Source organism: Bacillus daqingensis (assembly GCF_042654445.1).
GTDB lineage: Bacteria > Bacillota > Bacilli > Bacillales > Salisediminibacteriaceae > Alkalicoccus > Alkalicoccus luteus.
In genome coordinates this window covers 440,631-454,500 of the sequence record NZ_JBHSGK010000013.1, presented here as the reverse complement: position 1 = coordinate 454,500, position 13,870 = coordinate 440,631, and the positions used below count along the sequence as shown (strand labels likewise).

Sequence of the window (13,870 nt, the reverse complement as noted above, 5' to 3'; positions counted from 1 at the left end):
CGTCGGGTCAGTGAAGAGCGGTCGGAGCGCTCTGATTGTCACTTAAGGTGTGCATGCCGGATGCTCGTGCGGCACTGCTTTTATGGAACGAGCTCTGCATACACGCCGCTGTAAAGCTTGGCTGAATCTTTCCAGCTGAAGCGGCTTTTATTAACATTTTTTAACAGCGGCTTAAACAAGTCATCCCGGTGATAGGCGAGCAGCGAATAACGCATTGCATACAGCAGCTCGTGGGCGTTGTAGTTAGCGAAACTGAAGCCGTTTCCTTCGCCGGTTACTTCGTTGAACGGCTGAACGGTGTCGCGAAGGCCGCCTGTTTCCCGGACGATTGGAATCGTCTTATACTGCAGAGAGATAAGCTGGGAAAGCCCGCAAGGCTCAAATTTTGACGGCATAATAAAGAAATCAGACGCCGCATAAATCTGTCTTGCAGCCGCTTCACTGAATTTCAGCTGAAGCGACATTTTATTCGGATATTTATTGGCAAAATACGCAAACGATTGTTCAAAAGCATAGTCACCGGTTCCCAGCATAACGACCTGCACGTTTTCCTGCAGAAATTCCTCCAGGATACGTTCAAGCAGATGGAAGCCCTTTTGTTCGACAAGTCGTGAAACGACTGCATACATAGGCACATCCGGATCCTCTGTCAGACAGAGCTCACGCTGGAGAAACCGCTTATTTTCCCGCTTCTTTGCACGGGAGGAGGTATATGGCGCGTAAATGTACGGATCCTTCTGCGGATTATATTCATCTGTGTCGATTCCATTGATAATGCCAATCAGATCTGCGGAGCGGTCGTTCAAAATGGAATCAAGCCCTTCGCTGTAATAGGGCTGCTTAATTTCTTCCGCATACGAAGGACTCACCGTCGTAATTTTATCTGCGTGGAACAGGGCAGCTTTCATACAATTGATCATGCCGTGCCATTCGAGGCCGGCAAAGTGCTCCATCCCAATATTCATCAGATCGCTGAATGCTTCGTGGGTCATCCAGCCTTGATATTGAATATTGTGAATCGTAAAGACCGTACGAATGTCGGTACGCATAATATTAGCGAACGCAACTGCAAGTCCAGCCTGCCAGTCGTGCGCGTGAAGAATGTCGATATCCCGGTCCAGAAGCGGAATTGCTTCGATCACAGCTCGGCTGAAAAAGACGTAGCGCTCACCATCATCAAAGTAGCCATAGACGCCTTGACGGCCAAAATAAAACTCATTACGGATGAAATAGTGCGTGACGCCGTCATGGTCAAGGCGGTGCAAGGAGGCAGGCTGGTTGCGCCAGCCGACCGGAACTGTAAAATCAGCTACCTTTTCCAGCTGGTCTTTCCACTTATCATCCATCTCTTCATAAAGCGGCAGAATGACGCGTACTTCTGTTCCGCGCTCCTGTTGCAATGCTCTCGGCAGCGAGCCGATAACGTCAGCCAATCCTCCGGTTTTCATAAATGGGGTACATTCTGAAGCAGCAAAAAGTATCGTGCGCATGAATTGCTCTCCTCCTGATACGAATAAGTAATTGATAATGGGCAGGAGCCGGCAGGCAAGGCCCGCCGGCTTCTTTACGAAGCACGTAACGAAAGCGTATCCCGAATTGGATGACGGAACGCCCCCTGTTTCGCATTGCTATCAGATCTGTTTACGTTTTGCTACTACAAACGGTTTATCCTTGGACCCAATAAACGTTTGACCGCTGCTGATCCGGACATCTTTGTCGAGGATCACGTTTTCCAGATGAACATCCTCTTCGATGATGCAGCGCTGTAAAATAATCGAATTTTTTATGACGGCGCCTTTTCTCACCCGAACGCCTCTAAACAGCACGCTGTTATGCACGTCGCCGTCGATAACGCTTCCGTTTGCAAGCAGTGAATCTTTTACATCGGCCGTTTCGCGGTATTTCACCGGCGGCTCGTTACTGATTTTTGTCTGCACATATTCATTCTTGAAGAAAAGCTCGCGGTACGGATCGGGATCGAGCAGGTTCATGTTATGGCGGAAAAAGCTTTCGATCGAATTGACAAAGAAGCTGTAGCCGTCATATTGAAAATATTCTGCGTGTAGATCGTGCAGATTTTCTTTAATTCCGTGAAATAAAAAGTGGTCTTTATGGAACGCGATGCATTGATCGACGAGACGGAGCAGCACTTCTTTTTTGATGATATAGACGTTCGTAAACGCATGCATATTTTCCTGATCGTTGGTCAGGTTAATGACTTTTCCAGCTCCATCGGTCTCAAGCCTCAGCTGCGGAACGTGCTCCGGCAGTGACTCGTTCAGATGCACGCTGATAAGCGTGACGTCGGCGCCTGTTTCCAGGTGATGCTGAAACGCATCATCAAAATTCGTGTTTGCAATAAACTGGCTGCCGCTCACCAGAACATGATCGGCTTTTGAGCGGTGGAAGTAATCCCGATTATTGTGAAAATGGCGAAGATCCCCTCTTGAAATATCGGTCGGATCATTCCAGTCGGGAGGGAGAATGAAGAGTCCGCCGTGACGTCTTGCCAGCTCCCAGTCGGCGCCGGTGCCGACATGGTCCATCAGGGACCGGTATTTCTTATTCGTAAACACTGCTACTTCTTCAATGCGTGTTTTCACCATGTTCGACAGCGTAAAGTCAATCAGCCGATATCGTCCGGCAAAAGGTGCAGCTGCTCCGCAGCGGAAGTATGTCAGCTCTTCAAGAAAATCATGTTCATGCTCCAGGTTAATAAGCCCCATCAGTGTATTCATCGGCACATCCTCCTTTAAGTTAACTGTTCCACGTATTCGTCGTTGATGACCACCGGCTCGGGTTCTTTCGTTCCGTCAATCACCGTATTATCCGGAATCACGACGTTTTCCATAATAATCGCCCGCTCGATCGTGCAGTTTCTGCCGACCTTGACGTGCGGATGAAGGATCGACTTATTGACAGTCGTGCCAGTTCCAACCTCGACGCATTGGAACAAAATGGAGTTCTTAACGGTGCCGCTGATCCACGATCCGGAATTGATCAGGGAATTTTCGACGACAGCCCGGCTGTCAAGAAATTGAGGCGGGTAGTTAACGTCCTGGGAATACGTGCGCCATTCTTTGTTGTTAAGGGAGACGGAAAGATCTTCTTCAAGCAGATCCATATTCGCTTCCCAGTAGCTCTGAATGGTTCCTACGTCTTTCCAGTAGCCTTCAAAGCGGTAGGCAAACATGCGCTTCCCGTCATTCAGCATCGCTGGGATGATATCCTTACCGAAGTCGTGGTCGGAATCTGTTTTTTCCGCATCCTCCAGGAGGTAGCTGCGGAGTGTTTTCCAGTTAAAGATATAAATCCCCATGGAGGCCAAATTGTTTTTAGGCTCTTTCGGTTTTTCGTCAAACTCGTAAATTTCAAGATTGTCCTTCGTATTCAAAATACCGAAGCGGGATGCTTCTTCCCACGGCACTTCAATCACTGAAATGGTTGCATCCGACTGCTTTTCTTCATGGTGCTGAATCAGATCATCGTAGTTCATCTGATAGATATGGTCCCCGGAAATAACAAGAATATAATCCGGATCGTATTGATCGATGTAATGAATGTTCTGGTAAATGGCATCTGCTGTGCCGGAATACCAGCTTCCGCCGCGTTTAGCCGTGTATGGGGAAAGAATCGTGAGGCCGTCAAACTGACGGTCCATGTCCCACGGCTTGCCAATGCCGATATGCTTATGCAGAGCGAGCGGAGAGTACTGCGTCAGCACTCCGACTGTCTGAATACCGGAATTGGAGCAGTTGGAGAGTGTAAAATCAATAATTCGGTACTTTCCTCCGAAAGGAACGGCTGGCTTAGCCAAATCCTTCGTCAGCAGGCCGAGTCTTTTCCCTTCACCGCCGGCCAGCAGCATTCCTACACACTGTTTTTTCATGACAAATTCCTCCTCTTGAATAAAGCATGCCTTTGTCTGTCAGGAGTCTTTCCGGTACCTGTTTACGAGCGGCGGGCAGCTTTTGATTTCTGAAAAATGCAGACCGCAAAGGGAGGCACTTTTATTTGAATATGCTGCGGCATACTGTGCCATTGCTCAGGAAAGCTGAAATGCTTCTCTTCGTTCACCTGTCCAGAGCCACCGTAACGGTCCAGATCTGAATTAAAAACTTCTTCATACGTACCTGGCTCCGGTACGCCGATTTTGTAGTCGTAGTGAACGACCGGCGTAAAGTTGCAGACAACGAGCAGCGTCTCCTCGGGCTTGCGTGATTTACGCTGAAAACAAATAACACTTTGTTCGCTGTTGTGCGGATCGATCCATTCAAATCCGTTGCCGTCATGGTCCAGCTCATGCAGAGCAGGATAGTCTTTGTAAAGGTGATTCAGTTCCTTCACGTAGGACTTCATCGCATCGTGCAGCGGGTAGTCGAGCAGGAGCCAGTCAAGCCCCTCCTGGTCACGCCATTCGGCGTATTGGGCAAACTCCCCGCCCATAAACAGCAGCTTCTTTCCCGGGTGAGCTATCTTATATCCATACAGCAGCCGCAGCTGGGCAAACTGCTGCCATTGATCTCCCGGCATTTTATCGACAAGTGCCTTTTTCCCGTGGACAACTTCATCATGGGATAGGGGAAGTACATAGTTTTCACTGAAAGCATACATAAAGGAAAATGTCAGCAGGTTGTGATGCCATTTCCTGTAATAGGAATCATATTCCATATACTTCAGCATGTCGTTCATCCAGCCCATATTCCACTTATAGTTGAAGCCTAGACCGCCTGTATAGGTCGGAGCTGTGACGAGCGGAATGTCGGAGCTGTCTTCTGCCATCATGAGCGCATCGGGATTAAAGGCAAAGACGGCTTCGTTCAACTTTCGCAGAAAGGCAAGTGCCTCGAGATTCTCTTCGCCCCCGTACGTGTTATAAAGCTTCGGTTTATCGTCACCGCGGTCGAAGTTTAAATACAGCATACTTGCCACAGCATCAACGCGGATACCGTCAACGTGGCACTCTTCAAACCAGAACAGCGCATTGGAGACGAGGAAGCTTTGAATCTCCGGTCTGCCAAAGTCGAACGTGAGCGTCCCCCAGGATGGTTTGTCCGCTTTTTCAATATCTGCATATTCAAACAACGGCTCGCCGTCGAACATGCGCAGACCGTGGTCATCCCGGCAGAAGTGACCGGGCACCCAGTCCATGATCACTCCGATGCCCTGCTGGTGGCAGTCATCAACAAATGCTTTAAATTCATTGGGGGTCCCGTAGCGGCTTGTCACCGAAAAGTATCCGGTGATCTGATAGCCCCAGGATAAGTCAAAGGGGTGTTCGGCGAGCGGCATCAGCTCTATGTGGGTGTAGCCCATTTCTTTTACATAAGGAATCAGGAGCTCGGCCATCTCCGTATACGTATACAGCGAACCATCTTCTTTCTGCTTCCACGTTCCGAAATGAACTTCGTAAATGTTTACAGGTTTTTCATAGCTGGGAGTTTTCCCTTTCGAAGCCATCCATTCAGTATCATTCCATGTATAACCGTCATAGTCATACGGCACGACAGATGCCGTCGCAGGCCTCAGCTCTGACTGGCGTGCGAAGGGATCCGCTTTCAGGCCGCTCCATCCATTTTCGTGGCGGATGGCATATTTATAGGAAGCGCCGGCCTCAATGTCGGTAAAAAATGCGCCCCATAAGCCAGCTTCCGAGCACGGCTCCAGCGGGTGGCTTTCCCACTCCCAGTCGTTAAAGCTGCCAGTGACGCTGACAGATTTAGCGTGTGGAGCCCATACAACAAAACGGAAACCATGTACGCCATTTTCCTGATGAGGATGACAGCCAAGGATCCGGTGGGAGAAATAATTAGTACCCTGATGGAACAAATAAATGTCATCTTCCGTAATGAGGTTTTGCATGCAGGGCATTCCTCCTTTCATAGAATCAACGCGTAAAAACGCATACTACACTTATTCGATTTTAATAGGAAAAAGTCCTGTATGAATTTTAATTAAATTTAGAAAATTATTGAATGATCATTCATTTTATGCTTTGGCTTGAAACCTGTCGGAAAAGGGAATAGCATGGAACAGAATTCGAAGAGATGAGGGTGGGCAGGATGATGAAAGCATGGCTTGATGAACGTCACATTGTGACGATAGAAGCAGACCGTTTTGAGGACAGGGCAGAATTAATGTCGGAGAGCGGTCTTACTTACAGCTTGTATTACGAAAAGGCGCTTGATCATGAAACAGCGGTGTACCGCTGTACCGATCTGCTGCCGGTCGAACGCAGCATGCGGTTGAAGCTTGGAGCAGCTGAAGCCCCGGTGTATCTGCGCCGTATCGTCCGGGACCCGGCATTCGACGCAGAATTTCCTGGAGATTTGGAGAGACTTGGCGCTGTGCTTGAAAACGGCGTAACCGTTTTTCGTATGTGGTCGCCCTGTGCAGAAGCTGTTTCAGTGCAAATCGGGGAATCCAAAAAAGAAATGGTGATCAATGCGAACGGAACATGGGAAGCATGGGCTGACCGAGACCTTTCCGGCACACCCTATTTATATGAATGTTTCATCCACGGCGAGGAGGTCGTGGCTGTCGATCCATATGCGAAGGCGTTGACTGCCAATGGTGAAGAAGCGGTCGTCTATCACCCGCAGAGCCGGGAGGACGCCTCTGGACGTCCATTTATAGAGCATACGCAGGACAGCATCATTTATGAGCTTCATATCCGCGATGCCACGATTCATCCCGACAGCGGAGTCACATGGAAAGGGAAGTACAAAGGGTTGACGGAACGGGGAACGGTGAACAGCAGCGGAGACAGTACCGGCTTAAGCTATATCAAAGAGCTCGGTGTCACCCATGTGCAATGTCTGCCGTTTAATGATTTTGCACGGGTCGATGACAATCATCCGGACGACTATTATAACTGGGGCTATGATCCGCTTTTCTTTCAAGTACCGGAAGGCAGCTACGCAACGGACCCGCAGGATCCGCTCTGCCGGGTACGCGAGCTTCAGGAGATGATAGATGCTTTTCATGACGAGGGACTTGGCGTCATTGCCGATGTCGTATTCAATCACGTATTCATCCGTGAAGAATCCTCCTTTGAAAAGCTGGTGCCGGGCTATTACTTTCGCTTTCATTTAGACGGATCCCCGAGCAACGGAACGGGTGTCGGCAACGACTTTGCATCTGAGCGCCATATGGCGAGAAAATTTATTCTGGACACGATCGACTACTGGCTGACACACTTCCGACTCGACGGCTTTCGATTTGATTTAATGGGGGCACTCGACAAGCTGACCATAAGGCTGATATCAGCACGCTGCCAGGAGGAGAGCATCCCGGTTGTCCTGCTTGGAGAAGGATGGGACCTGCCGACGGCCCTCGCCTCCGATCAAAAAACGGTTAATACGCAGGCGGGAGATGTGCCGGAAGTCCGGTTCTTCAATGACTTTTTCAGAGACACGGTTAAAGGAGGATTGTTTGATTTTAATGACTTCGGATTTGTAAATGGAAAGGGCCGCTTTATTGAACGGATGCCTCAGCTCGTGAAAGGATCTGCCGATACGATGGAGTGGGCAGAGCCGCACGTTTCTGAAGTGACACAGACGGTTAATTATGTCGAGTGCCACGACAATCATACGCTGTGGGACAGGCTGCGGCGCTCAAACGAAGCGGAGAGCGAGGCGGACCGCAGAGCGATGCATGAGCTTGCTTCGGCGCTCGTTCTCATCAGCCAGGGTGTTCCGTTTCTTCATGCAGGTCAGGAGTTTTTCCGGACAAAATTCGGGGAAGGGAACAGCTACATCTCCGGTGACCGCATCAACCAGCTGGACTGGGAGCGCCGCACCGAATATGATCCGCACATTGATACGGTAAAAGAACTGATTGCTATCCGGAAAAAATACGGTGTCTTCCGGCTTCGCTCTGCTGAATCTGTTCGCAGCAGACTTCATGTTTTAAGTACGCCTGCCCCGGTGTTCGGATTTTTGCTGCTTGCAGCGGAAGGGGACATCGCATTTTATGTGAATCCAACGAAGCGCCGCTATGAGCTGCAGCTTCCTGCTTCGGGTATTTGGCGCCTGCTCGTATCAAATAAAAAAGTGGAGCGCGTGCCGCTCGAAGGTGAATTTATGCACTTGGAGCCATATGAATTTATGCTCGTAAAAAAATCCCGTCAGTAGTTGAACAAACGGGAAAACTTATTTACAATGATAAAAGGCTTTTCCTGCGCTTTTTGAGCGTAAGTACGGAATCGGATAAGGGTGAAACGATTGGAACATTTCAGCATGGGGGAAGGATGGCACCTGCGCCCCGCCGGTGGAGCTACCGGTGAAGCGTACGTGGCCGAACAGGGACAACAAAAAATATTTGTGAAACGTAATTCGTCACCGTTCCTGGCAGTCCTTTCAGCTGAGGGAATTGTTCCAAAGCTGCTGTGGACGAAGCGCCTTGAGAACGGTGATGTTATTACAGCCCAGCAGTGGATCAGCGGCAGGGAGCTTAAGATAGCGGAAATGGACCATTCCCGCGTAGCAGAGCTTCTCGCTAAAATCCATCAGTCGCAGGAGCTTCTCGATATGTTTAAACGGATGGGCAACCGCCCGTTGATTCCGGGAAACATCTTTCGAGCCTTGCAGACACACGTGCGTCATAAAGGACTGGATCACGGCAGCTTGAAGCAGGCACTGCAGCAGCTGGAGTCCAGATTTCCCAATTTGACCGAACAGGATTTTGTCGTCTGCCATGCAGACGTGCATCATAATAACTGGATAGAGGACGAGAAAGGAAATTTATTCCTGATCGACTGGGATGGAGCGCAGGTAGCAGACCCTGCGCTCGATTTAGCCCCGCTTCTCTATGCCTATGTGCCGGAAGAAAGCTGGGAAATGTGGCTTCGAGCTTACGGCCGTAAGCCGGATGATAGCCTTTGGTACAGACTGTGGTGGTACCGCCTGGTGCAAAGCATCGAAAACATTCTCTGGTATAAAGAACGCGGAGATGAGGCACAGGCTGCAGGCTGGAATCTGAAGGTAGAAGAGCTTCTGCATAAAGGAAGCGGTGCACAGAGCTGAAACGCCGGTGCCGTGTGACAGGCTTCATGACGCATCAGCGTCGTGGAGCTCTTTTACTGTGTTTTTTACATGCTGCCTGCATGATGAACGGTACTGGATCATGAACGAACTTATTTGATAAAAGGAGAGACGAACGAAGATGAGATTGCGTAATAAGCCATGGGCCCCGGAATATTTAAAGGAAAACAATGATATTGTCGTGGAAGCACCATCCCGATGGAAAGGAAAGTGGCATGAGCATTTTAACAATGATGGGCCGCTGTATGTCGAAGTTGGGTCGGGTAAAGGAAAATTCGTAAACGATCTGGCAGAAGCCAATCCAGAAGTGAATGTGATCGGACTCGAACTGTATGAAAGTGTAATTGTGAATGGAGTCGAACAGGCGGTGGAAAAGCGAAAGCCTAATCTGCGGTTTCTGCAGGAAAACGCTGCAGATCTGCCGGACATGTTTGCTCCGGAAGAGATCGACCGGCTATATATTAATTTCACGGATCCGTGGCCGAAAAAGAGGCACGCAAAGAGAAGGCTCACACATGAAGGATTTCTGGATCTCTATCGAGAAGTACTACACAGAGAAGCAGAGATCCACTTTAAAACCGATAATCAGGGGCTGTTTGAATTCTCACTGGAGTCGTTCTCACGTGCAGGAGCACGTTTGAAAAATATCAGCCTGGACCTTCATCAAAGCGAAATGGAAGGAAACATCATGACAGAATATGAACAAAAGTTTTCGCAGAAGGGAATGCGGATTTACCGGCTGGAAGCTCAGCTTCATCATGATTAATAAGGTGGGGAAAGCATGGCATTGGAACAGCTGAACATCGGAAATAACATCACGCTTACTTGGCTTGACGGCGGCGACACGTTTATGGACGGAGGCGCTATGTTCGGAGTTGTACCAAAACCGCTCTGGTCGAGAAAGTATCCAGTTAATGAAAATAATCAGATTGAGCTTCGCTGCGATCCGATTCTCGTGCAGACGGAGGAGCAGATTCTGCTGATCGACAGTGGTATCGGCCGCAACAGGCTTTCGGAAAAAGCGCTGCGCAACTATGGCGTTACAGGAGAGTCCCGCGTCGAGGAAAATCTCGCGGAGCTTGGGCTTACGGCTGAGGATATTACGGATGTCGTGATGACCCACATGCATTTTGACCACGCTTGCGGTCTTGTTGCCGAGACAGAGGACGGGCCGGTTCCCGCCTTCCCGAATGCGGTCATTCACGTAAATGAAACGGAGTGGAAGGAGATGAGGGAGCCGAATATCCGCTCCAAAAACACGTATTTCAAAGAAAACTGGCAGCCGATTGAACAGCTCGTGCGCACCTATACAGACGAGCACGAGCCGTCGCCTGCGATTCGCATGATTCATACAGGCGGCCACAGCGCAGGTCATGCGATCATCCGCATTGAAGGTGCAGACAGCGTTTACTGGCACATGGCTGATATTATGCCGACGCATGCGCACCAAAACGCTCTTTGGGTGCTGGCGTATGACGACTACCCGATGGATTCGATTTATGCGAAGCAGAAATACGTGACAGAAGCACTTCAAAAAGAAAACTGGTTCTTTTTCTATCACGATTACAAATACCGCGCGATCCGCTGGGATGAAACCGGTAAAGAAGTAAAGGATGCTGTTGAACGGAAGGCAGCGGCAGAAAGTCCGTCCCGACGTTAACCAGTATTTAATCGAAAAAAGCGCTTCAGGATCTCATCATCCTGAAGCGCTTTTTGCTGCGCATCTACTCTTGCTTTTTGAAGTCTAAAATTGAACCTGTGGCTGCATCTACACGAAATTCGTAGGCGAAAACACCGTCTTCTTCCTCGATTGTGACACCGCCGCGGTAAACGTCATACACGAGCTGATCTTTTTCATATCGCTCTGTGATCATGTGTACCCAAGACCCTTCAATTTTTCCGATATCGGAAGCCTTCTTTTTTACGAGTTTCAATGCTTTCTCCGGTGCAAGCACCGTTTCCTTCTGATCCAGCGTATTTTTTGCGATCATCGTGACGGCAACTCCTGCCCCCACTCCAGCAGCAAAGCGTTTCCAGCTCATGTTGAACACTCCTCTTCCTTCACATCTATTTCCTTCAGTATAGCGAAAGTGGGGGACATTGCCAATGGAAATCAAAGCGGTTTCATGAAAAAATAGGCAGAGAAGCAGAATTATTTCGAATAGCGAAAAAAACTGGAATCCACGTAGCTGCTCCGGTAGAATAGCAGGTGGAACAGATTACAGAAAGGGAGTGCAAGCATGCATCAGGATACATATCAGTTATTTGAAACGTTGACGCAGCTTCCGGGAGCTCCGGGCTTTGAACATGAAGTACGCCGCTTCGTAAAAAACGAACTCAGTCAGTACAGTGACGAAGTCGTTCAGGACAGACTGGGAAGTGTGTTTGGCGTCAAGCACGGGTCCGAGGATGATCCGCGCGTAATGGTAGCAGGTCATATGGACGAAGTTGGTTTTATGGTTACGTCCATTGACGATAAAGGACTGATTCGCTTTCAGCCGCTGGGCGGCTGGTGGAGTCAGGTGCTGCTGGCACAGCGTCTGCATATCATAACGGACAACGGGCCGGTTACCGGTGTCATTGGATCCGTTCCGCCGCACCTTCTTGATGAAGCGAAGCGGAGTAAACCGATGGATATAAAAAATATGTATATTGACATTGGCGCTGATGATAAAGCAGATGCTGAAAAGATCGGTATTAAACCAGGTCAGCAGATCGTGCCGGTCTGTCCGATGGAAAGGCTCGCAAACGAGAAAAAACTGCTCGCCAAAGCCTGGGACAACCGCTACGGTGTCGGCCTTTCTATTGAGCTTTTAAAAGAGCTTCAGGGAGAAACGCTTCCGAATACGCTCTATTCCGGAGCAACTGTCCAGGAAGAAGTCGGTCTGCGCGGGGCACAGACAGCAGCCGCCATGATTCGTCCGGATATTTTTTACGCTCTGGATGCAAGCCCGGCTAACGATGCTTCCGGTGAAAAAGATGCGTTTGGAAAACTCGGTGGAGGAGCGCTGCTTCGTATTTTTGACCGGACGATGATCACACACCGGGGAATGCGTGAATTTATTCTGGATACGGCAGAATCGAACAAGATACCTTATCAGTTCTTTATCTCGCAAGGGGGCACCGATGCTGGACGAGTCCACATTTCCAATAACGGTGTACCATCAGCTGTCATTGGCATATGCTCGCGCTACATTCACACCGCTGCATCAATGATGCATGTAGATGACTACGCAGCGGCGAAAGAGCTGCTCGTCAAGCTGGTGAAAGCAACAGACCGCACGACGATGCAGACGATTCGTGACAACGTGTAACAGACGCGCATCATAAAAGCCTGCCGCAGTAACCTGTTCGGCAGGCTTTTCAGAGTGTGGATAAAGTCATTTTAAGTGAATAACGTTGCACCTGCCTGCATCTACGGACACTCGCTTTCCGGAGGGAACGGCTTCAGCTAACCGCTTCCTCCTGCTGTCCGCCGGATCTTCGCCTCGTTCGGATCCTCCTGGAGTCGAGATCCTCCAATTTGGCAGCTGCCAGTCCGCTTGAAACGCCTGGTGATGATTCGCACGTGCTTGTTCCATATGGGTGGAACCTTTATATAGGCAACGCTTCGATGTCGAATAAGGATTACCAGTGCTTTCACGTATGTACCATGGAACAGTCGTGTCTACCGATCGGAACGTTTTTCTCCAACAAACAAATCCATTTTCCCTTCGTGTCCGGCGTGCCCGTGGAAGCCGCGCAGCCTGAAGATTCCGTGCCGTTCAGATCTGCGAACGGCATCCACGCACGAGCGGAGCCGGACTGGCTTTTGAAGGCTTCTCGTGAGAAGCCTGAGTCCGCGTGAAGCCGCGTCATTCTCCCGTGCCCTTCTTCCCTTCATACGGGATCACCCTGAGAAATAGCTGAAGGCCAGCCCACGGCAGGCTCGGTTAACAGAGGGGAAAGTCAACCAAACGAATAAATAATGAAGTTGAAAGACTTTTTCGTCTTCACAAGGTTTCCAGCTTTCAAGAGGGGCCGGCGGTCTGCTGGTTTATGCCGCTTATGCTACTCGGTCTCAAAGATATAGGACAGAGCTTGCAGTGCTTGATCCGAGGTTTCAACGGTGACCTGTGCCTTTTCAGAGAGCTCTTTTAAGGCATGGTGAAGCTTTTCCGGACGCACGAGAATCAAGGGTTTGTTGAGGGCGATCGCAGCGCCGGCGTCCATCGCGCTGTTCCACTGACGGTAGTCTTCCCCAAAGAGTGCGAGCACTACATCCGAACGGTTCAGCAGCACTCTCGTACGTAAATTGTTCATTTGGGAAGCCGCCTCATCCTTGGCAATTTTATTAGCCTGCTCTCCGAGAATCTCTTCTCCGATATTGTCAGATCGGCTGTGGTTTTCCATCGGACCGGTAAAGTGGATCGGCAGGCCTTGCTTCTGTGCTTTATCCTTCAGATCGCGCCGCCAGTCATCGTGGATTTGTCCTGCCAGATAAACGGTGATTTCCATTCTGAACACTCCTTATCATTTAAGTGATGCCCGATTGAGAGGGCTTCCTCTACTATCATCAAAAACGTACCGGCTTGTCAACTAATTGGAAGCGGTGAACCGCTGACAGCTTGCCATGCTCGGACACGAGAAAAAATTGCGGGCTGCGGGAAGAAGAAATGCAAGAGCTGGTTTATCTGTTTAGAAAGGCAACTAAAGCTCCCATATAACCTCCGCAATTCGCCTTCATTCGACAAATGTTACAAAAATGTTTCGCGTTTGTAACAGAACTGTGATATGATTACAAAGGATTAAACAGCCGGAGTGTGCTCCGGGTCATATACAGCTTG

13 protein-coding genes are annotated in these 13,870 nt (G+C 49.5%); 5 read left to right on the top strand and 8 right to left on the bottom strand.

All coding sequences use genetic code 11. The features are described 5' to 3' along the window. Positions 1 to 80: 80 nt before the first annotated feature. From glgA to glgB, 4 genes are all read right to left on the bottom strand, one after another. A complete protein-coding gene (gene glgA / locus ACFO4L_RS13460; protein WP_377910193.1) occupies positions 81 to 1,490 on the bottom strand; it encodes a glycogen synthase GlgA in 1,410 nt (469 codons plus the stop codon). 141 nt (positions 1,491 to 1,631) lie between these two features. Continuing rightward, positions 1,632 to 2,738, bottom strand: a complete 1,107-nt coding sequence (glgD, locus tag ACFO4L_RS13455) for a glucose-1-phosphate adenylyltransferase subunit GlgD (protein WP_377910192.1) — start codon at positions 2,736 to 2,738, stop codon at positions 1,632 to 1,634. Between the two features lie 14 nt (positions 2,739 to 2,752). Further along, entirely contained in the window at positions 2,753 to 3,889 is a 1,137-nt protein-coding gene (locus tag ACFO4L_RS13450) for a glucose-1-phosphate adenylyltransferase (RefSeq protein WP_377910191.1), read from the bottom strand. Positions 3,890 to 3,951: 62 nt separating this feature from the next. Next, positions 3,952 to 5,862 (bottom strand): 1,4-alpha-glucan branching protein GlgB, encoded by a 1,911-nt coding sequence (gene glgB, locus ACFO4L_RS13445; protein WP_377910190.1) that lies wholly within the window; start codon positions 5,860 to 5,862, stop codon positions 3,952 to 3,954. 200 nt (positions 5,863 to 6,062) lie between these two features. Between glgB and pulA the strand changes: the two genes are divergently transcribed. From pulA to ACFO4L_RS13425, 4 genes are all read left to right on the top strand, one after another. Beyond that, complete coding sequence (gene pulA / locus ACFO4L_RS13440) at positions 6,063 to 8,135, top strand: type I pullulanase (protein WP_377910189.1); 2,073 nt, start codon at positions 6,063 to 6,065, stop codon at positions 8,133 to 8,135. A gap of 90 nt (positions 8,136 to 8,225) precedes the next feature. After that, complete coding sequence (locus ACFO4L_RS13435) at positions 8,226 to 9,026, top strand: phosphotransferase family protein (RefSeq protein ID WP_377910325.1); 801 nt, start codon at positions 8,226 to 8,228, stop codon at positions 9,024 to 9,026. A 139-nt stretch (positions 9,027 to 9,165) separates the two neighbouring features. Next, positions 9,166 to 9,810, top strand: a complete 645-nt coding sequence (gene trmB, locus ACFO4L_RS13430; protein ID WP_377910188.1) for a tRNA (guanosine(46)-N7)-methyltransferase TrmB — start codon at positions 9,166 to 9,168, stop codon at positions 9,808 to 9,810. 21 nt (positions 9,811 to 9,831) lie between these two features. Beyond that, positions 9,832 to 10,704, top strand: coding sequence for a YtnP family quorum-quenching lactonase (locus ACFO4L_RS13425; RefSeq protein ID WP_417281519.1), 873 nt, complete (start codon positions 9,832 to 9,834; stop codon positions 10,702 to 10,704). Positions 10,705 to 10,768: 64 nt separating this feature from the next. Here the strand turns inward: ACFO4L_RS13425 and ACFO4L_RS13420 are convergent, their stop codons facing one another. Further along, positions 10,769 to 11,086, bottom strand: a complete 318-nt coding sequence (locus tag ACFO4L_RS13420) for a PepSY domain-containing protein (RefSeq protein WP_377910186.1) — start codon at positions 11,084 to 11,086, stop codon at positions 10,769 to 10,771. 198 nt (positions 11,087 to 11,284) lie between these two features. Between ACFO4L_RS13420 and ACFO4L_RS13415 the strand changes: the two genes are divergently transcribed. Then, positions 11,285 to 12,358: a M42 family metallopeptidase gene (locus tag ACFO4L_RS13415; protein ID WP_377910185.1), complete on the top strand. Its 1,074-nt coding sequence runs from the start codon at positions 11,285 to 11,287 to the stop codon at positions 12,356 to 12,358. 66 nt (positions 12,359 to 12,424) lie between these two features. Here ACFO4L_RS13415 and ACFO4L_RS13410 read toward each other — a convergent pair whose 3' ends face one another. The 3 genes from ACFO4L_RS13410 to ACFO4L_RS13400 form a co-directional block, all read right to left on the bottom strand. Further along, positions 12,425 to 12,625 (bottom strand): hypothetical protein, encoded by a 201-nt coding sequence (locus ACFO4L_RS13410; RefSeq protein ID WP_377910183.1) that lies wholly within the window; start codon positions 12,623 to 12,625, stop codon positions 12,425 to 12,427. An 86-nt stretch (positions 12,626 to 12,711) separates the two neighbouring features. Then, on the bottom strand, positions 12,712 to 12,927 hold the full coding sequence (locus ACFO4L_RS13405) for a hypothetical protein (RefSeq protein ID WP_377910182.1): 216 nt from the start codon (positions 12,925 to 12,927) through the stop codon (positions 12,712 to 12,714). Between the two features lie 167 nt (positions 12,928 to 13,094). Next, the gene (locus tag ACFO4L_RS13400; protein WP_377910181.1) at positions 13,095 to 13,541 is read right to left on the bottom strand and encodes a YtoQ family protein; all 447 of its coding nucleotides are present in this window, start codon (positions 13,539 to 13,541) and stop codon (positions 13,095 to 13,097) included. Positions 13,542 to 13,870 lie beyond the last annotated feature (329 nt).

Bases quoted from the DNA above. Each gene is read 5' to 3' on its own strand.
- glgB (WP_377910190.1), bottom strand. From the start codon at position 5,862: ATGCAAAACCTCATTACGGAAGATGACATTTATTTGTTCCATCAGGGT.
- trmB (WP_377910188.1), top strand. From the start codon at position 9,166: ATGAGATTGCGTAATAAGCCATGGGCCCCGGAATATTTAAAGGAAAAC.
- ACFO4L_RS13415 (WP_377910185.1), top strand. From the start codon at position 11,285: ATGCATCAGGATACATATCAGTTATTTGAAACGTTGACGCAGCTTCCG.
- pulA (WP_377910189.1), top strand. From the start codon at position 6,063: ATGATGAAAGCATGGCTTGATGAACGTCACATTGTGACGATAGAAGCA.
- ACFO4L_RS13450 (WP_377910191.1), bottom strand. From the start codon at position 3,889: ATGAAAAAACAGTGTGTAGGAATGCTGCTGGCCGGCGGTGAAGGGAAA.
- glgA (WP_377910193.1), bottom strand. From the start codon at position 1,490: ATGCGCACGATACTTTTTGCTGCTTCAGAATGTACCCCATTTATGAAA.
- ACFO4L_RS13405 (WP_377910182.1), bottom strand. From the start codon at position 12,927: ATGAAGGGAAGAAGGGCACGGGAGAATGACGCGGCTTCACGCGGACTC.
- glgD (WP_377910192.1), bottom strand. From the start codon at position 2,738: ATGAATACACTGATGGGGCTTATTAACCTGGAGCATGAACATGATTTT.
- ACFO4L_RS13420 (WP_377910186.1), bottom strand. From the start codon at position 11,086: ATGAGCTGGAAACGCTTTGCTGCTGGAGTGGGGGCAGGAGTTGCCGTC.
- ACFO4L_RS13400 (WP_377910181.1), bottom strand. From the start codon at position 13,541: ATGGAAATCACCGTTTATCTGGCAGGACAAATCCACGATGACTGGCGG.
- ACFO4L_RS13410 (WP_377910183.1), bottom strand. From the start codon at position 12,625: ATGGAACAAGCACGTGCGAATCATCACCAGGCGTTTCAAGCGGACTGG.